A 19,347-nucleotide genomic window follows, 5' to 3' on the forward strand; every position below is an offset into this window, starting at 1 on the left:
CAGCCATAATCCTTGGAGCTAAAGGCGTTCAAATGGGAACGGTTTTTGTGGCATCCATTGAAGCCAATGTTCATGAAAATTATAAGAACAAAATAATTAGGGCAAAAGATATTGATTCAAAGGTAACAGGAAGAACTACGGGACATCCTGTAAGGGTCTTAAGAAATCAAATGTCAAATGAATACATAAAAAAAGAGGCAGAAGGTGCCGAATTTAATGAACTGGAAATGCTAACCCTTGGGGGCCTTAGAAGGGCTGTGGTAGAAGGAGATGCAGTAAAGGGAAGCTTAATGGCAGGTCAGATAGCAGGTCTTGTTAAAGAGAAAAAAAGCTGTGAAGATATCATAAAAGACACTGTGGAAAAGGGCTGTAAATTGCTAGAAATGTTAGGAGAAAATTATGAGTAAAATGGCGTTTGTTTACCCGGGACAGGGAGTGCAGAAACCCGGCATGGGAGCTGATTTTTATAAGGAAAGCAAAGAAGCTGAACAAATATACAATGAGGCAGAAAGTATTCTTGATTTTGACATAAAAAAGGTATGCTTTGAGGAAAATGATTTAATAAACAATACAGAGTATACTCAGGCAGCATTAGTTACAACCTATCTGGCAATAACAGGAGAAGTTATTAAAAGGGAAATTTTCCCGGATGTTACTGCAGGGTTAAGTCTTGGAGAGTATGGGGCTATATGTGTAGCAGGGGGAATGAATGAGAAAGAGGCAATAAGTCTGGTAAGGAAAAGAGGCATATATATGAATAATGCCGTGCCGGAGGGCTTTGGAGGCATGACGGCAGTTCTTGGACTTAATAAAGAAGATATTGATAATGTCTTAAGAGAAAAAGATGGCGTATCAGTGGCTAATTATAACTGCCCGGGACAAATTGTAATAACAGGAAGTGTGGAAGCCATAGAAAGTTCTGTTCCGGATTTAAAAAAATTAGGAGCAAGATGCGTAAAGTTAAAGGTAAGAGGGCCATTTCACTCTCCATATTTGAAAGAAGCAGGAGAAAAATTAGGCAGGGACTTGGAAAAGGTAACTTTTAACAAACTTAGCATTCCATATGTTTCCAATGTAACCGGAGAATATGTGGACGATATAAAATACACTAAGGAATTATTAAAACAGCAGGTATATTCCCCGGTTAAGTGGGAACAAAGTGTAAGATGTATGATTGAAAATGGTGTGGATACTTTTGTGGAAATTGGTCCCGGAAGGACAATTGGAGGTTTTATTAGAAAGATAGATAAAACAGTCAGACACATTAATATTTCCACAGTTGAAGATTTAAAAAAATTAGATGATTTAAGATAGGAATATCAAAAGGAAAAGAAGAAATGGATAATAAAAAAATAGCTGTTGTAACCGGTGGATCAAGAGGAATAGGAAAAGAAATAGCTGTGAAACTGGCAGAAGAAGCTTATGTAATTGTAAATTACAATGGCTCAGAGGAAAAGGCCGCACAGGTGGTAAGGGAGATAAAGGACAAAGGTGGAAATGCTGAGGCTGTAAAATGCAATGTGGCATCCTTTAAGGAATGTGAGAAATTTATTGGAGATATCGTAGAAAGGTTTGGGAAAATAGATATTCTTGTAAATAATGCCGGAATAAATAAAGATGGCCTCATACTTTCCATGAGTGAAGAGGATTTTGACAGTGTAATTAATACTAATCTTAAAGGAACTTTCAACTGTATTAAATTTGTGTCTAAATCAATGATTAAAAACAGATATGGAAAAATTATAAATATATCTTCCATATCAGGAGTGGCAGGAAATCCGGGACAGGCTAATTATGCAGCTTCAAAGGCGGGAATTATAGGACTTACCAAATCAGTTGCAAAAGAACTTGCCAAAAGAAACATAAATGTTAATGCCATTGCACCGGGGTTTATTATGACAGAAATGACAGATGTATTAGGAGATAAGGTAAAGGAAAATATTTTATCCCAAATTCCCCTTAAAAGATTTGGAACGCCACAGGATGTGGCAGAATTGGCAGCTTTTTTAGCATCAGATAAAAGTAGTTATATAACAGGTCAGGTTATAAATCTTGACGGTGGAATGATTATGTAATATGGGAGGCAGAAATGAGAAGAGTTGTTGTAACAGGATTAGGGGCAATTACCCCCATAGGAAATACAGTAGAGGAATTTTGGGAGAATATTAAAGAAGGCATAATTGGAATTGACAATATTACTAAATTTGATACATCCCGATATGAGGTTAAATTAGCAGGGGAAGTTAAGAATTTTGTGGCAAAAGAGCATATGGACTTTAAAAAGGCAAAAAGAATGTCTGCCTTTTCTCAATATGCTGTTTGTGCAGCAAATCAGGCTGTAAATCAGGCACAATTAAATATGTCGGAAGAAGACCCTTATAGAGTAGGGGTAAGTATCGGTTCCGGAATCGGAGGACTAGGTGATATGGAAGAAGAAGCCCAAAAACTTATGACTAAGGGAAATGACAGGGTAAAACCTATGCTTGTGCCAATGATGATATCTAACATGGCAGCAGGAAATGTTGCAATTGATTTAGGAGCAAAGGGAAAGTGTATTAATGTTGTAACGGCTTGTGCCACAGGAACCCACTCGATTGGGGAGGCATACCGAAGCATTCAATGTGGTGAGACAGATGTAATGATAGCCGGTGGTACTGAAAGTTCCATTACACCTCTTGGATTGGCAGGTTTTAATAAACTTACGGCTCTTACCAAAGAAACAGACAAAACAAAGGCATCCATTCCCTTTGATAAAAACAGAAGTGGTTTTGTTATGGGAGAGGGAGCAGGAGTGGTGGTTGTAGAGGAATTACAACATGCAAAAGAAAGAGGAGCCAAAATCCTTTGTGAAATAGTGGGATATGGTGCAACCTGTGATGCATATCATGTTACATCTCCGGCAGAAGATGGAAGTGGCGCTGCAATGGCAATGATTTTTGCAATGAAAGAGGCAGGAGTAAAGCCTGAAGAGATTGATTATATAAATGCACATGGAACAAGCACTCATCATAACGATTTATTTGAAACAAGGGCAATTAAATTAGCATTAAAGGATGCTGCATATAATGTGAAAATCAATTCTACCAAGTCTATGATAGGTCATTTGTTGGGGGCAGCAGGAGGTGTTGAATTTATTACCTGCGTTAAAAGCATAGAGGATAATTACATTCATCAGACAGTGGGACTTAAAAATCCTGATGAAGAGTGTGATTTGAATTATATGGCAGGAAAGGGTGAGTACACAGAGGTAAATGTGGCAATGACTAACTCCCTTGGCTTTGGAGGACACAATGCCAGTTTAATTATTAAAAAATTTATTGAGGATTAGAAAATGGGAATAGATGATATTAAAAATCTTATAAGAGAAGTGTCGCAGGCAGACATTGATACATTTGAATATGAGGAAAATAATACAAGAGTTTACATATCAAAAAACTCCGGTGGAAATAATGTTTCAGAAAATATTTCTACTGAAAAGAATATTACAAAAACTGACATAGCAGATATTAACAGGGACAATAAAGAAGAAAATATAAATGAAAAAGAGATAATTTCCCCACTGGTAGGAACTGTATATTTAGCACCGGGGGAAAATGAGGAACCCTTTGTAAGTGTAGGGGACAAGATAGAAAAAGGACAGATAGTGGCTATAGTTGAGGCAATGAAATTAATGAATGAAATTGAGGCTGATTGTAGCGGAACACTTAAGAAAATCTGTGTAAAAAACGGTGAGGCAGTGGAGTACGCCCAGTCATTGTTTATTATAGAGGAGTGAAAATATGTTAGGAATAAAGGAAATTGAAGAAATAATCCCCCATAGGCACCCTTTCTTACTGATAGATTATATTGAGGACTTTAAGCCGGGAGAATTTGCAGTAGGATATAAGTGTGTGACCTTTAGAGAAGATTTCTTTAAGGGACATTTCCCTAATCAGCCGGTTATGCCGGGAGTTCTTATAGTTGAAGCATTAGCCCAGGTAGGGGCAGTGGCAATTTTAAGTAAAAAGGAATTTAAGGGGAAGACGGCGTTTTTTGGTGGGATAAATAAATTCCGATTTAAGAAAATGGTAAAACCGGGAGATAAGCTTAGATTAGAAACTAAAATAATATCTTCTAAGGGTCCCATAGGAATTGGAAGTGCCGTGGCAACAGTTGACGGAGAAATAGTGGCAAAAGGAGAACTAACCTTTATGGTTGGGTAGATTTTAGAGGTGATTTAAATTGATTAAAAAAATGCTGATTGCTAATAGGGGAGAAATAGCAGTAAGAATCATAAGAGTCTGTCGTGAAATGGAAATAGAAACGGTGGCTGTTTACTCAGTTGCAGATAAAGAAGCACTACATACACAGTTGGCAGATGAAGCAGTGTGTATTGGAGGAGCATCCTCTGAAGACAGTTATCTTAATATGGAAAGTATTATTAGTGCTGCGGTTACTCATGGGGCAGATGCCATACATCCGGGATTTGGATTTTTATCTGAAAATCCCCAGTTCGCAAAGTTATGTAAACAATGCAATATAACATATATTGGCCCTGATTACACTGTAATTGAAAAAATGGGAAATAAGGTTGCTGCAAGGCAAACTATGATTAATGCTAAAATTCCTGTAGTACCGGGGACTAATAATGAGATAAAGGATTTAAATCATGCATTACAGGAAGCAGAAAAAACAGGTTATCCTGTAATAGTAAAAGCGGCATCAGGAGGGGGAGGAAAAGGCATAAGAGTTGCTTATAATAAGGATGAATTAAAATCGGGATTCTTGGCTGCCTGTAAGGAAAGCATGGCATCCTTTGGGGATGATACCATGTATATGGAAAAGTTTATAGAAAATCCAAGACATATAGAGTTTCAGATTCTTGCAGATAATTATGGCAATGTCATTCATTTAGGGGAAAGAGACTGTTCCATACAACGTCACCATCAAAAGATACTTGAGGAAGCACCATCTGTTGTTTTAAGTGAAAATCAAAGAAAAGAAATGGGAAAAATGGCAGTAAGAGCAGCTAAGGCAGCGGGATATAAAAATGCCGGAACAGTAGAATTCCTGTTGGATAAAACCGGAAAATATTATTTTATGGAAATGAATACAAGGATTCAGGTAGAACATCCAATAACTGAAAGCATTACCGGAATTGATATAGTAAAGGAACAAATATTGATTGCCCAGGGAGAGAAACTTAAGTTAAAACAAAATGATATAAAATTAACGGGACATGCCATAGAATGCAGAATAAATGCAGAAATTCCTGAAAAGAATTTTATGCCAAGTCCCGGCACCATAGTTGCTCTTCATTTTCCGGGAGGAAACGGAATAAGAACAGATTCAGCAGCATTTTCAGGATATACAGTTCCGCCATACTATGACTCAATGTTGGCAAAACTTATTGTGCATGGAAAAGACAGGAATGAGGCAATAATGAAAATGAAAAGTGCATTAGGGGAAGTGGTAATTGAGGGGGTTCACACTAATATTGACTATGCATATGACATTATTAATAACAAAGATTATATTTCAGGAAATTTTGATATAAATTTTCTTGAACATTTTAATTGGAATAAAGGTTGATGAAGGGGGCAAAGAAATTTTCCCTGATATTACATAGGTAGAAATAGGAAACAAAAATGATAATAAAAAATCTTATAAAAAAATCGGACATAAAAATAAGAGAAAGTAAGGCGGATGTGCCAAAGGGATTATATGTAAAATGTAAAAGTTGTAAATCACCGGTATTGGCTGATGATGTAAAAAGAAATAGTTATGTATGCCCTAAGTGTGGCGGATATTTCAGATTAAATGCAAGAAACCGATTGAAAATTATAGCCGATAAAAAGTCTTTTGAAGAATGGTTTTGCAATAGTGATTTTGTAAATCCTTTAAAAGATGCAGCCTATATGAAAAAATGGACTGACACAAGGGAAAAAACTAAAACTGACGAGGCTGTTATAACAGGGAAAATTTCGGTAAAGGGGAGTCCGGCAGCCATAGCAATTATGGACGGACGTTTTATGATGGCAAGTATGGGAAGCATAGTAGGGGAAAAAATTACGAAAACAATAGAAAAAGCCCAAAGGGAAAATCTTCCCCTAATAATAGTTGCCTGTTCAGGTGGTGCCAGAATGCAGGAGGGAATAGTTTCTCTTATGCAAATGGCAAAGACCTCGGCAGCATTAAAAAAATATAGAAACAGTGGAAATCTGTATATTTCTTTACTGACAGATCCTACAACAGGAGGTGTTACTGCAAGCTTTGCCATGCTGGGAGATATTATTTTAGCAGAACCTAACGCTCTTATTGGATTTGCAGGCCAAAGAGTAATAGAGCAGACTATCGGTCAGAAACTTCCAAAAGGTTTTCAAAGCTCAGAGTTTTTATTAGAACATGGATTTATTGACGCAATTGTTGAGAGAGATAAGTTAAAAAATACCCTTTCTTATATTATAAAGATGCATTATGAAAGTGACAAAAATGCAAATTATGTAAGCCAAACAAAAACAGATAATGTAGTCAGGGACAAGCTTACTCCATGGGAAAGAGTTGTTAAGGCAAGGGATAAGATGAGACCTACAGGTTTAGATTATATAAATGGGTTAATTGATGATTTTATGGAATTTCACGGTGACAGATATTTTGGAGATGACAGGGCAATTGTAGGTGGAATAGGATATTTTCATGGAAAGCCGGTAACAGTAATTGCCAATACAAAGGGGCATAATACAAAGGATAGCTTAAAGCATAACTTTGGAATGGCAAATCCGGAAGGATATAGAAAATCCATACGACTTATGAAACAGGCAGAAAAATTTAAAAGACCAATAATTTGCTTTGTGGACACGGCAGGGGCTTTTTGTGGTGTGGAAGCGGAAATGCGGGGGCAGGGCGAGGCAATAGCTAATAATCTTTTTGAAATGTCAGACTTAAAGGTGCCTGTTTTGTCCATTGTAATTGGAGAAGGGGGAAGTGGAGGTGCATTGGCACTGGCTGTGGCAGATGAGGTGTGGATGCTGAAAAATTCGGTATATTCTATTTTATCCCCTGAGGGATACGCAAGTATATTGTTTAGGGGAACGAAGAAGCCGGAAGAAGTTGCAGGACTAATGAAACTTACGTCTTTTGATTTATTACAATTAAATATAATAGAAAAAATAATTGACGAACCGGAGCACTATTCTGTTGAAAATATGGAAGAAACCATAAAAAATATAGATGAAGAAATACAGGGATTTCTTAGCAGATATGAGTCATTAAATGCCTTAGAACTTGTGGAAAAAAGATATGACAGATTTAGAAGAATGTAGGAGTAACAATGAAAGTAAAAACATTAAAAATAGGAGATTTAACAGCAAGGATTCCATTAATACAGGGAGGAATGGGGGTGGGAATATCTCTTTCGTCTCTGGCTGGAACAGTGGCAAAATGCGGTGGAATAGGTGTTATTTCCACAGCACAGATAGGATACAGAGAACCGGATTTTTATAGTAATACTTTGCAGGCAAATTTAAGGGCAATAAACAGCGAAATGAAAAAAGCAAGAGAAATAGCTCATGGTGGAATAATAGGATTTAATATAATGGTGGCACTTAACCATTATAAGGAGCAGGTCATGGAAGCGGTAAAGGCGGGAGCCGATGTCATTATTTCGGGAGCCGGACTGCCGGTTAAATTACCGGAATATATAGGGGAAAGTAATGTGAAAATTGCCCCGATTGTGTCGGGAGAAAAGGCAGTAAAAGTTATTTTAAAATATTGGCACAAATATTATGGAAGAACGGCTGACTTTATTGTCATAGAAGGACCAAAGGCGGGAGGACATCTGGGATTTTCAAAAGATGAAATTATAAAATACAATAGCAACTTAAATTTTGACGATGAAGTTAAAAAAATTAAAAGAGTAGTCATGGAATATGAAAATTTATATGGAGAACATATACCATTAATTTTAGCTGGGGGAATTGAGAGCAAAGATGATGTACAACATGTTTTTGATTTAGAAATGGACGGAATACAAGTAGCTTCAAAATTTGTTACTACGGTAGAATGTGATGGGGATATACGTTATAAAAACGCATATGTCAGTTCAAATAAGGAAGATATTACTATAGTCAAAAGTCCTGTGGGAATGCCGGGAAGGGCGATAATGAATTCATTTATGGAGAAAGTTATAAAGGGTGAAAAATTTCCACCATCAAAATGTCTTAGATGCTTGAAAAATTGTAATCCTAAAGAAATTGATTATTGTATTACTGAGAGACTTATCGCAGCAGCAAAGGGTGATATTGAAAATGCACTTTTATTTTGTGGGGCGAAAGCATACATTCAGAAGGATATTAGCACTGTAAAAAATGTAATTGATGAGTTGTTTTAAGATGGTAAAGTTGACAAAGGGAAAAAATTTTTTTATAACATAAGTTGTTGTGAGGTAATTTATGGAAGGAAAAAAAGACAGACGAATTATAAGAACTAAAAAGTTAATTGTAGATGCTCTTATTTCTATTCTGAAAGAAAAAAGTGTTGAAAATATAACGGTCAGTGAATTGGCAAAAAAGGCGGATATTACAAGAGCAACATTTTATCAGTATTATAAAAGTCCTGTGGAAATGTTAGAAACTCTTCAAAATGAAATCACCTATGATGTGGAAGAAATTGTTTTAGAAACAGAAGGAGGAGATGCCTACGGTTTTTTCAACAGACTGTTTAATTATTTTTATAATAACCCACAAAAGGGCAAATTGCTAAGTTTTCCCATAAACAACATTAGTGGTCAGGAAAAAATAGGAAATAACTTACATGAAAAATATATGCTGAGATGGAAAGACGAATTTCAGGATAAATCGTTAAAACAATTTGAATATTACAGGTACTATATTATTTTTGGTTGTATATCAGTTTTGGAAAATTGGGTACAAAAGGGTATGCAGGAAACTCCTGAAGAAATGGCGGAGACCGCAGTAAGCTTTTTACCCAAGGAAAAGATTTATTTGAAAAAATAGAATTTATATTATGTAATTGTAAATAATGCACAAAAAAAGTGATAAAATATAAAAAATATTAGCTATAAGTAAAAAATGAACCCGTTTTTGTAAATATTATACCTTGATAAAAACAATTCAATTAGAGAAACTGAATGTAAGATGTAAAGAATTGTTTCTTTACATGAGCGCTATAATTTATCCGAAATTATAGGAGGGATTATACAATAATTTATAAAGGAGAAGTTTTATGAAAAAGCAACTATTTTCAAAAATGGGAAAGTATGTTTTGTCGGCAATCATGTTTGTTTTTATGATTGGGCAGGTTGTGGGATTTTCTGCCAATGTAAAAGCAGATGACAGTGTTGGTTTGGAAATTAACGGCTACCAGATTAACACATCTATGGAGGCGTTTAGAACATTGTATTCTGTTTCTGACCCTTCAGACAAAGTGGAAGAGGTAGGTCTTGTGTACGGACTTACAAAATATGTGAGTGAAAGTGATATGGTGGTAGGAAGCACAAATAACACAGTATACTCGCATTCAGCTACAGCAGAAGGAAAGAATAACATATGTTATAGTGAAATGAAAAGTGCACAAACATATGTAATGACAATGAAATTTGTTAAGAATGTTGATTTCTTTAAAAATCAGATTAGCGTAAGACCATATGCAAAGTTAAAAGATGGAACTTATGTATATGGAGAGATTGTATCAAAATCCGTTTATCAGATAGCTGATGTTTTATATCAGAATCAGTTAATGGGAAATGCAGCAAAGCATGACTATCTGTATAACAGTATTTTGTCATTTGTAGATTCTTCATATGTTAAGAAGGATTTCAAAGGCTCTTCAACTATAGTTAAACCAGGTACAGCAGAGGAAACTACAGTTAAGGCTACTGAAGCAATGACAACTAAGCCGGCTACAGGTGATTATACAACTGATAAGTCAATAGCAATGCCATTTGGATTAGTGGCAGGTTCACCTTCTAACGGAACCATAAATATAGTTTGGGGACGTGGTGACATAGATTTATATAATGTATATATTAATGGAGTATTAGTTTCAAAAGAAGTATCGTGTGCATCATATGATTATCAGGGATACGCGCAGGGTACATATACAGTGGCAGTAGCCACAGTAGTAGGAAGCAGTGAATCTGAAAGAGTGACAGCAACTGTTACAGTTGGTGGTAGTTCAGAACCTGTTACGGTAGCACCAACCCAGGCTCCGACAGTAGTACCGACTCAGGCGCCTACTCAGCAGGAAACATCTTCAATAGATTTTACAACAGATGATTCAATAGCAATGCCATTTGGAATGGTAGTAAGTTCTCCATACGATGGTGCTGTTAATGTGGTTTGGGGACAGGGAAACGTAAACTGCTACAATGTTTATGTTGATGGTGAACGCAGGCGTACAGGTGTTAAGGCACAGTCAATAACAATGCCGGTTTATTTTGAAGGAACCCATACGGTAGCAATTACTACAGTAGTAGGAACAAGAGAATCTAAGAGACTTGAAATGACAATTGCAGTTAAGGGAATTGGTGAAAAGGAGACCGAGCCGGAAACATGTCCACCGGAATTAAAACCACAGCTTAGAAGTGATTTATCACTTAGGGATGATAAAATTTTAATGCAGCTTAACAATAAGACTAATGGCAAGTATTCAAACAGTCAGATATATTGGTGTTTATTAGGATATAATGCTGCACATCAGCTTTGCTATATGGATAAAAACGGAAATCTTATCCCTGCTAATATGGGAATGAACAACGTTAAGGTAGGGGACAGAATGGTTGCAGATGTATGCTATACATTAGAAGAAGCAGACCATGTATATGTACCATCTATTAAGTCAGGAAGAATGTATTTAAGCTATGAAAAGCCTATTTACATCACTTTCAATCAGGCTTCTGATGGAACTATTGGTTTTGCAGGTCCGGATTTAAATAATGCATCAGATCCTAATGCTAATACATTATTTGAATTTGCTGAATTTACAATTGATGGTAAGTATTATTGGGGTAATACAACAAGAGTTGATTATTTCAGCTTCCCAATGATTACAAGACTTATTGGTCATACACAGTATGAAACATATGATAAGGTAGTTGGTGATATTGGTACAAGAGATGGAATATTTGCTAAGTTCTTACAGAATGCACCGGAAGCATATAAGTATTGTGTAAATGACAAACGTATTATGGCACCATGTAAGGCAGCATTAAATTCAGGTCAGGCATATGCTAATTACTTCGACGGATATATTAATGAATTCTGGGCTAAGTACACAAATGAAGATTTAGTATTTAGTAGCGAGGCAGGTTCCTTTAGAGGACGTGTTGTAGGAAATCAGATTCAGTTTAGAAGAGATGGTGACAGCACTGTTTATGTGGTAGATAAGCCATCAACTCAGGATGTGTTAGAAGGAAAAGGTGCATTTGCCAGGGGTAATTCAGTAGAATTAGCCATTGAAGCACAGCTTTGTGCAGCCTTTAACAGAGGTGTGGCAACAGAGCCTTCTAATTGGTATAAGCCAAATAAATATTACAAGAATTCAATAAATAACTATTATGCAGGATTCTTCCATGAAAATTCAGTAGTAGGATTGGCATATGGTTTCTGTTACGACGATGTAAATGATCAAAGTACATTACTTCAGTATGACAGCGCAGATGCCCTTGTTATTGATTTGAAGTGGTAATTTATAAAAATAAAATACTTAAATGATCCAAATATGGAGACTGTTAAAACCGTAATAAACGGTGGAAACAGTCTCTTTTTTGTGCGACGAAAGCTTATTAAGATGAATGCAGTCAAGCTTTGAAAAGGTGGTTAAATTCATTATTTTCGATTATTGCAGGATTATTGCAGGCTAAAATAGTTTCTGTTGACAATTGATGACACATAGGAGTAAAATCCTATTAGTCAAATAGGATAGGGAGAACTGAAATGAGAGAACATATTTCAAGGAAAGATGCATTGGAGTTGTTGAAAAAATACAATAAGGAACCATTTCACATTTAGTATGCACTTACAGTTGAGGGTATAATGAAGTGGTATGCCACGGATATGAACTTACCGTGCGTTCATATGAGCAGGATATAATTAAGGCCATGGAGGAATAAATGTTAAACCAGTTTTCAAGGACAGAATTATTATTAGGAAAAGAGAAAATGGAGTACCTTAAGAATGCCAGAGTAGCAGTGTTTGGAATAGGTGGTGTAGGTGGATATACAGTTGAGGCATTAGCCAGAAGCGGAGTGGGAACACTTGATTTAATTGATGATGATAAGGTGTGTCTTACTAATATCAACAGACAGATAATTGCTACAAGAAGCACTGTAGGTAAGTATAAGGTAGATGTTGCAAGGGATAGAATATTGGACATAAATCCTGATGCAAAGGTAAATATATATAAGACATTTTATATGCCGGATACAGCGGAACAATTTGATTTTTCATCTTATGATTATGTGGTGGACGCCATAGATACGGTAACAGGAAAAATACAGCTTGTAATGCAGGCAAATACCTGCAATGTACCTATAATAAGCTCCATGGGTGCAGGAAACAAAATGGACCCTACAGCCTTTGAGGTGGCAGATATTTACAAAACATCAGTATGCCCTTTAGCCAAGGTAATGAGAAGAGAATTAAAAAAACGTGGCATTAAAAAGTTAAAAGTGGTGTATTCAAAGGAAAAAGCCATGACACCTATAGAGGATATGGCAATAAGCTGTAAAAGCAATTGCATATGCCCTCCGGAAACTGCCAGAAAGTGCACCCAGAGAAGACAGGTGCCGGGAAGTAATGCTTTTGTTCCATCTGTAGTGGGGCTAATAATAGCAGGCGAAGTCATAAAAGATTTGACAGGAATGTAAGTAATAAATAGCAATAGGACAGTAAAAAGTTATTTCGACCTAAGGGTTGGGATAACTTTTTCTTTTAATAAATTAGTTGACAAAAATCTGAATCAGTAATAAAATGTTTATAACCTATTAAACATATAGGAATTGTATAAAAAGAGGAACTAAATTATGAAACTTTCAAAAAAAAGCAGATATGGTATTACTGCATTAATAGACCTGTCAATTAATTCAAAAAGCGGTCACGTGTCTTTAAGCAGTATTGCTGAGCGTAATGATATATCACCACAGTATTTAGAGCAGGTATTTGCCGGACTTAGAAGATACGGAATAGTAAAAAGTATTAAGGGGGCTCAGGGAGGTTATCTGTTAAACAAGCCTGCCGAAAAAATAGCAGTGGGAGAAATTATTGAGGCATTAGATGGAACATATAGAATTGAGGATGATGTTACAGGAAATGAAGAAGAGGAAAGGGTTGCTGACAGAATAATTAAGGAGTCAGTTATTGACATAATCAATGATCAGCTAGACAATGTACTTCTTAATATTACGTTGGCTGATTTAGAAAAGGATTATTTAGAATATAATGCTACTGATGACCAGATGTATTATATTTAATTTCAAAAAATATAAATTTTCTATTGACACCGTAGGAAATAGATGATAAGATACCACACATGAAACAAAACCTATTAAATATATAGGAATTACGATAAATATAAGGAGGAAAAAAGATGCATACAATAGTAAGACTTGTAAAAGATACATACATGTGCTGTATGATGTGCTGCTTTCGCAGATATTACGTCATGCCTTGTTTGTGTGCGTCGGATTTTTAGACCTTAAGCAAATAAATATATGAGTAATATCTGGGAAGCATTCGGTGAGTGCTTCCCATTTTTCATGTTTAAGGAGTTTAAAAATGCCGGAATAACAATTGGGGAAAGTTACATGGAAAGCAATTAGTACACAGGTACTATTTTACATAGATTAATTTTAAGAAAGAAAGAGGTATTCATTATGAAAAAAGTAACATATTTATTATTAGCATTAGTATTAGCAATTGGAACATTAACAGCCTGCGGTTCATCTGATAAGGAGTCAGGAACAAAGGAAGCAGCGGGCAAAACCATAAAAGTGGCAGCATCAGCTACACCTCATGCAATTATTTTAGAAGAAGCAAAAACATTGCTTAAGAAGCAGGGCTGGGATTTGGAAATTAAGGTATTTGATGATTATGTTCAGCCAAACAACGTTGTTGAAAGTGGTGAATTTGATGCAAACTATTTCCAGCACATACCTTACTTAGAAAACTTTAACAAAGAAAAAGGAACACATCTTGTTAATGCCGGAGGAATCCACTATGAACCATTTGGAATTTATCCGGGAACAGAAAAGAAGCTTGACGAATTAAAGGAAGGGGACACAATAGCAGTTCCAAATGATACAACAAATGAGGCAAGAGCATTATTGCTATTACAGGATAATGGAATTATTAAGTTAAAAGATGGTGCCGGATTAGAGGCAACAGTTAAGGATATTGCAGAAAATCCCAAGAACATTAAAATTCAGGAATTAGAGGCTGCTCAGGTATCAAGAGTAAAAGATGAAGTGGCATTTGTAGTATTAAATGGAAATTATGCCCTTGAAGCAGGATATTCAGTTGAAAAAGATTCAATTGCATATGAAAAGTCTGATTCAGAAGCTGCAAAAACATATGTAAATGTAATTGCGGTAAAGGAAGGCAATGAAAATAATGAAGGAATTAAGGCACTTATTTCAGTTCTTAAATCAGATGAAATAAAGAAGTTTATTAATGAAAAATTTAACGGAGCCGTTGTTCCTTTTGAATAAAAATACAATATTAACCAAGGGAGCCGAGGCTCCCTTTAGGTGCTTAAATTAGGAGAAAATTATGACACCAATAATAAAGGTAGAAAATTTAAACAAGACATTTAATGCAAAAAGCGGAAATGTTGAGGCTGTAAAAAATGTAAGCTTTGAAGTGGGAAAGGGAGATATCTTTGGAATAATCGGATTATCCGGAGCAGGAAAAAGTACATTGGTAAGATGCCTGAATCTCCTTGAAAGACCAACTTCAGGAAGAGTTCTCGTAGATGGAAAAGATTTGACAAAGCTTCCTAACAAGGAGTTGAGAAAGGCAAGACAAAATATCGGCATGATTTTTCAGCATTTTAATTTACTTATGCAGAGAAATGTTTTAGACAATGTCTGTTTTCCAATGGAAATAGCCGGAGTTAAGAAAAGTGAGGCAAGGAAAAGGGCGTACGAACTGCTGAAAACAGTGGGATTGGAGGATAAGGCAAAGGCATATCCTGCACAGTTGTCAGGTGGACAGCAGCAGAGAGTTGCCATAGCAAGAGTGCTTTCTAACAACCCGGAAATACTTCTTTGCGACGAGGCAACAAGTGCCTTAGACCCTCAGACTACAAAATCTATTTTGGATTTATTAAAGAAAATCAACAGGGAAAGAAACATTACCATAGTTATAATTACTCATTCCATGAGTGTGGTAAAGGATATTTGCAACAACGTTGCAGTAATGGAAAATGGAGAAGCAGTGGAAATTGAAACTGTAAAGGAATTATTTGAAAATCCTAAAACCAATATAGCAAAAAAACTTGTGTTAATTGGTGGAGGTGTTAATTTAAGTCAGAAGGAGTTGGATGAATATGTGGGATAACGCAACAATAACAATGCTTTTAGAAGGCGTGAGAGATACTTTATATATGACACTGGCATCCACTTTTTTCGGATATGTATTAGGACTTCCTTTAGGTGTCATATTAGCAGTTACTGACAAAGACGGCATAAAGCCAAATGCTTTTATATATAAGATATTAGATATAATTGTGAATATATTAAGAAGTATTCCGTTTCTTATTTTATTAATTTTAGTTATTCCTATAACAAGAGCCATTGTGGGAAAAACATATGGCTCCACAGCTACTGTTGTACCTTTGGTAATAGCAGCAGCACCTTTTATTGCCAGAATGGTGGAATCTTCTCTCAAGGAAGTAAACGGTGGAGTGATTGAAGCAGCCCAGAGTATGGGTGCCGGAACTTTCACTATAATATGGAAAGTTCTTTTGGCAGAGGCGAGAACATCCCTTTTGGTGGGAGTCACCATAGCCCTTGGCACAATTCTGGGATATTCCGCAATGGCAGGTGTAGTAGGAGGCGGTGGCTTAGGTGACATTGCCATAAGATACGGATACTACAGATACCAGACAGACATAATGCTTGTAACAATTGTTATACTTGTATTGCTGGTACAAATAATGCAGTGGGTAGGAATGCTTTTGTCTAAGAAGTTAGACAGGAGAAAAGCATAGGAAGAGTTTATGATGTAATATATAGGGACACTTTTTATGATGTAAATTATGTGGAAACATTTGTTGTAGTGATTTATTTTATATGGAAACATTTGTTGCAATGATTTATTTTATGTGGAAATATTTGTTGTAATGATCTATTTTATATGGAAATATTTGTTGTAATGATTTACGTTGAAATATTATTGTTAGATGGGAATAGCTATTCGGCGAAATACCCGGAAAATGGATTTATAATTCATATCCGGGTATTTTTGACTCTTAACAAAGAAATATTAAACTCCATACAAATCTAAAGATGCTCCAGAGGACGTAGGTACATTGAAATTGAAGATAGATCAAATAATTCATGTAAAAAAAGCAGATTCACAGGCTTGAGAGAAGCTCCAGAGAACGTAGGTACATTAAAATTGAAAATATAAGAAATAATTGTTGTAAAAAAAGCAAATTAACAGGCTTGAGAGAAACTCCAGAGAACGCGGGTACATTAAATTTGAAAATAGATCAAATAATTCATGTAAAAAAAGCAGATTCACAGGCTTGAGAGAAGCTCCAGAGAACGTAGGTGCATTGAAATTGAAAATATATCAAATAATTCATGTAAAAAAAGCAGATTCACAGGCTTGAGAGAAGCTCCAGAGAACGTAGGTACATTAAAATTAAAAATATAACAAAAAAATCATGTAAAATAAGTAAATTCACGGATTAGGAAGCACAATTTCCCACCCGAAGGCACCATTCTATTTGGAATTCCCCTGCACAATTAATCATTCACATACAGATTATCGCTGCATCAATAATATTCCGTAATAATCTTTCTGCACAATCCATCCTCCCCCCCTACCCTCCATCTATGATATAATCTCCATATAAATTTCAAAAATCTATATAACATTTTCAAAAATTCGCAGATTACTAATACAGAAGCTAAGATGCTTTGGAGGATAAGATGGTAGCGCTATATTTATCACTAATAGACAAACAGGAAGAAAAAAACAGATTTGAAGAACTGTATTACAGATACAGGAACTTAATGTATTACATAGCTTATCAGGTATTGCATCAGGATAGAGATTCAGAAGATGCAGTTCAGGAGGCTTTCTTTAGAATAGCCAAAAATATGGACAAGGTTAAAGATATTGCTTCTACGGAAACAAAAAATTTTGTAGCAATTATAACAAAACGTGAAGCCATGAAAATATACGATAAAAAGAAAAAAAGAGATGAAGATTTTGATGTGGATTTAACAAACATAAAAAAGCACAACAGCGAAAATCTTGTTAATGAAGTAAAAAATGCCATAGAGCAGCTTCCATATAAATTTTCATCTCTGCTTACCTTAAAATATGTGTTGGGGTATTCAGGAAAAGAAATTGCTGAAATAACCGGATTAACTGAAACTAATGTAAGACAGCAGTTAATGTGCGGAAGAAAGAAGCTTTCTGAAATTTTAGAGGAGGATTTATAGTGGTGTCTAATGGAAATAGTACAAAAAAATTAAATCAGGATGCTTTAAAAGAAGCATTATTTATGTACAATGAAACATTTATGCAGAAAATGCCGGACATAGTGGAAGCACACAATTTTTCAGGAAGATTTGAGAGAAAAATGTCTCATCTCATTAAAGCGGAAAAGAAGTTTAATGGAAAACGGTGGGCAGAGGTATGTGTAAGATACGCAACTTCCATAGCAGCAGTTATTCTATGCTTTATTGTAGTAAATGTTTTTGCCATTAATGCCTTTAACGTTAATTTGTGGAACAAAATTGTGGATAATACCACAGACATGATAAATATAAGTTTTGAAAATAAAAGTGAAAATCAAACCCGACCATCAGATAATTCAAACACTGCATCTGACGGAATTAAATATCAAATAAAAAATGCTCCAAAGGGCTATGCACTAAGGGATAATTATAATTCGGAAGAATTATTTGTTCAAAGTTTTACATCAGATAATGGAACCATAACTTACACCGAAAGTCCGATAAGCACCGGCGCTAATTTAAAAATTGCAAAGGGTGGAACAAAGGAAAAGGTAGTAGGAGCAAAAGAAGTAACATTTATATATGAAGAAAATAGAATTACTGCATACTTTACAGACAACGCTTACTATCATATAGTAAACATACAGGGCAGTGATGCAAATGAGGAAACTGCAATTAATATAATAGAAAATCTGGAGGACCGGTAAATGGGAAAAAATGCAGGAATAACAAATAAATTGTTTTTAGCAATGGCAGTAATTGTAGTTACTTCTATATTATTAGTCACCCCGGCATATGCAGGAGAAAATAAGGCTAAAGTGTATGTGCAGCTGAAAAATATAAAAATAGATGAAAAAATAAAAGAGCCGGTTTATGCCATAAGAAATGCTTCAAACCAATCCATTGTTGTAAAAAAGGTTGACATTCAGAAAAAAGACAACAATAAGTGGAAAGAACTTGCGGCAAAAGATTCCACTAAAACCCATAGAAATATTAAAGTGAAACCGGGAAAAGGAGAATTTGACAGCATTTTGATTAACGACGTTTATAATATTGAAGGGAATTATTTAGATAGCGGCGAATATAGAATAGAAATTACGTGTTTATATAGGAAGAAAGAGCTTAAAAAATATATAAAGTTTAAAATAGAAAATAAGCGACAGGAAATGATAGATGCCAATGTATCAAATACCGTAAGTATAAATGGAAAAAATAGCATCAGCAACATTTTACTAAATACCGATTTTAGTATTAGCAAAAGGGGAAATGTAACAGCTGTTGTTTTTTCGGAAAATGACTATGCAACTACTAAAAAGACCAAAATAAGAATTGTCATACTAAGAAAAAGTCATGGAAAATGGAAAAAATACAGAAAATATTGTGAAGTTAAAAAAAGTAATATTGCTTATGCAAATAAGAAATTCAAACTAAAAAAATCCGGATTATACAGAATGCGTGTAGATATAGTTACATATGATGGAAATGGAAATCATTTCAAAAGTATTTACAGGTCTGGGGCTAAAAGGTATAAAAAAGAAAACAGATAATGAAAAATAGTATTATATACACTCCTGAAAAATATTTTGGTTTACTAAAAAAGCAGACTGAAATGTTTTTTGGGAGTTTTTCTGTGAAGTCACAGGAAAAAGTATAAA

General features: G+C 35.2%; 19 protein-coding genes. All 19 read left to right on the forward strand.

The window, feature by feature from the left end; all coding sequences use genetic code 11:
* Positions 1–407, forward strand: a 407-nt coding sequence (locus Q5O30_RS10400; RefSeq protein WP_302674698.1) for a nitronate monooxygenase, incomplete at its 5' end; no start/stop codon positions are given.
* Positions 400–1,314, forward strand: coding sequence for an ACP S-malonyltransferase (gene fabD / locus Q5O30_RS10405; RefSeq protein ID WP_021953682.1), 915 nt, complete (start codon positions 400–402; stop codon positions 1,312–1,314). The genes Q5O30_RS10400 and fabD, both read left to right, overlap by 8 nt.
* 23 nt (positions 1,315–1,337) lie before the next feature.
* On the forward strand, positions 1,338–2,075 hold the full coding sequence (gene fabG, locus Q5O30_RS10410; RefSeq protein WP_021953683.1) for a 3-oxoacyl-[acyl-carrier-protein] reductase: 738 nt from the start codon (positions 1,338–1,340) through the stop codon (positions 2,073–2,075).
* Positions 2,076–2,089: 14 nt separating this feature from the next.
* A complete protein-coding gene (gene fabF, locus Q5O30_RS10415; protein ID WP_021953684.1) occupies positions 2,090–3,328 on the forward strand; it encodes a beta-ketoacyl-ACP synthase II in 1,239 nt (412 codons plus the stop codon).
* Positions 3,329–3,331: 3 nt separating this feature from the next.
* The gene (accB, locus tag Q5O30_RS10420; RefSeq protein WP_021953685.1) at positions 3,332–3,775 is read left to right on the forward strand and encodes an acetyl-CoA carboxylase biotin carboxyl carrier protein; all 444 of its coding nucleotides are present in this window, start codon (positions 3,332–3,334) and stop codon (positions 3,773–3,775) included.
* A 4-nt stretch (positions 3,776–3,779) separates the two neighbouring features.
* Entirely contained in the window at positions 3,780–4,202 is a 423-nt protein-coding gene (gene fabZ / locus Q5O30_RS10425; RefSeq protein ID WP_021953686.1) for a 3-hydroxyacyl-ACP dehydratase FabZ, read from the forward strand.
* Between the two features lie 19 nt (positions 4,203–4,221).
* Positions 4,222–5,571: an acetyl-CoA carboxylase biotin carboxylase subunit gene (locus Q5O30_RS10430; RefSeq protein WP_021953687.1), complete on the forward strand. Its 1,350-nt coding sequence runs from the start codon at positions 4,222–4,224 to the stop codon at positions 5,569–5,571.
* Between the two features lie 56 nt (positions 5,572–5,627).
* Positions 5,628–7,301 carry an acetyl-CoA carboxylase carboxyl transferase subunit gene (locus Q5O30_RS10435; protein WP_021953688.1) on the forward strand — a complete coding sequence of 558 codons (1,674 nt, stop codon included), beginning with the start codon at positions 5,628–5,630 and terminating at the stop codon, positions 7,299–7,301.
* 8 nt (positions 7,302–7,309) lie between these two features.
* A complete protein-coding gene (locus Q5O30_RS10440) occupies positions 7,310–8,368 on the forward strand; it encodes a nitronate monooxygenase family protein (RefSeq protein ID WP_021953689.1) in 1,059 nt (352 codons plus the stop codon).
* Between the two features lie 61 nt (positions 8,369–8,429).
* A complete protein-coding gene (locus Q5O30_RS10445; protein WP_021953690.1) occupies positions 8,430–8,993 on the forward strand; it encodes a TetR/AcrR family transcriptional regulator in 564 nt (187 codons plus the stop codon).
* A 229-nt stretch (positions 8,994–9,222) separates the two neighbouring features.
* Positions 9,223–11,685 carry a glycoside hydrolase family 64 protein gene (locus Q5O30_RS10450; RefSeq protein ID WP_021953691.1) on the forward strand — a complete coding sequence of 821 codons (2,463 nt, stop codon included), beginning with the start codon at positions 9,223–9,225 and terminating at the stop codon, positions 11,683–11,685.
* A 424-nt stretch (positions 11,686–12,109) separates the two neighbouring features.
* Positions 12,110–12,865, forward strand: coding sequence for a ThiF family adenylyltransferase (locus tag Q5O30_RS10460; protein WP_021953692.1), 756 nt, complete (start codon positions 12,110–12,112; stop codon positions 12,863–12,865).
* A gap of 156 nt (positions 12,866–13,021) precedes the next feature.
* A complete protein-coding gene (locus Q5O30_RS10465) occupies positions 13,022–13,468 on the forward strand; it encodes an Rrf2 family transcriptional regulator (RefSeq protein ID WP_021953693.1) in 447 nt (148 codons plus the stop codon).
* A gap of 402 nt (positions 13,469–13,870) precedes the next feature.
* Positions 13,871–14,704 (forward strand): MetQ/NlpA family ABC transporter substrate-binding protein, encoded by an 834-nt coding sequence (locus Q5O30_RS10470; protein ID WP_021953694.1) that lies wholly within the window; start codon positions 13,871–13,873, stop codon positions 14,702–14,704.
* A 61-nt stretch (positions 14,705–14,765) separates the two neighbouring features.
* The gene (locus Q5O30_RS10475; RefSeq protein WP_021953695.1) at positions 14,766–15,554 is read left to right on the forward strand and encodes a methionine ABC transporter ATP-binding protein; all 789 of its coding nucleotides are present in this window, start codon (positions 14,766–14,768) and stop codon (positions 15,552–15,554) included.
* Positions 15,544–16,206, forward strand: a complete 663-nt coding sequence (locus Q5O30_RS10480; protein WP_021953696.1) for a methionine ABC transporter permease — start codon at positions 15,544–15,546, stop codon at positions 16,204–16,206. Before Q5O30_RS10475 ends, Q5O30_RS10480 begins: the two co-directional genes overlap by 11 nt.
* A 949-nt stretch (positions 16,207–17,155) precedes the next feature.
* Positions 17,156–17,674 (forward strand): RNA polymerase sigma factor, encoded by a 519-nt coding sequence (locus Q5O30_RS10485; protein WP_021953697.1) that lies wholly within the window; start codon positions 17,156–17,158, stop codon positions 17,672–17,674.
* A 2-nt stretch (positions 17,675–17,676) separates the two neighbouring features.
* Complete coding sequence (locus Q5O30_RS10490) at positions 17,677–18,399, forward strand: hypothetical protein (RefSeq protein ID WP_021953698.1); 723 nt, start codon at positions 17,677–17,679, stop codon at positions 18,397–18,399.
* Positions 18,400–19,239, forward strand: a complete 840-nt coding sequence (locus Q5O30_RS10495) for a hypothetical protein (RefSeq protein ID WP_021953699.1) — start codon at positions 18,400–18,402, stop codon at positions 19,237–19,239.
* Positions 19,240–19,347 lie beyond the last annotated feature (108 nt).

This window comes from Eubacterium sp. CAG:161, assembly GCF_000432355.1.
Lineage (GTDB): Bacteria > Bacillota > Clostridia > Lachnospirales > Lachnospiraceae > Eubacterium_G > Eubacterium_G segne.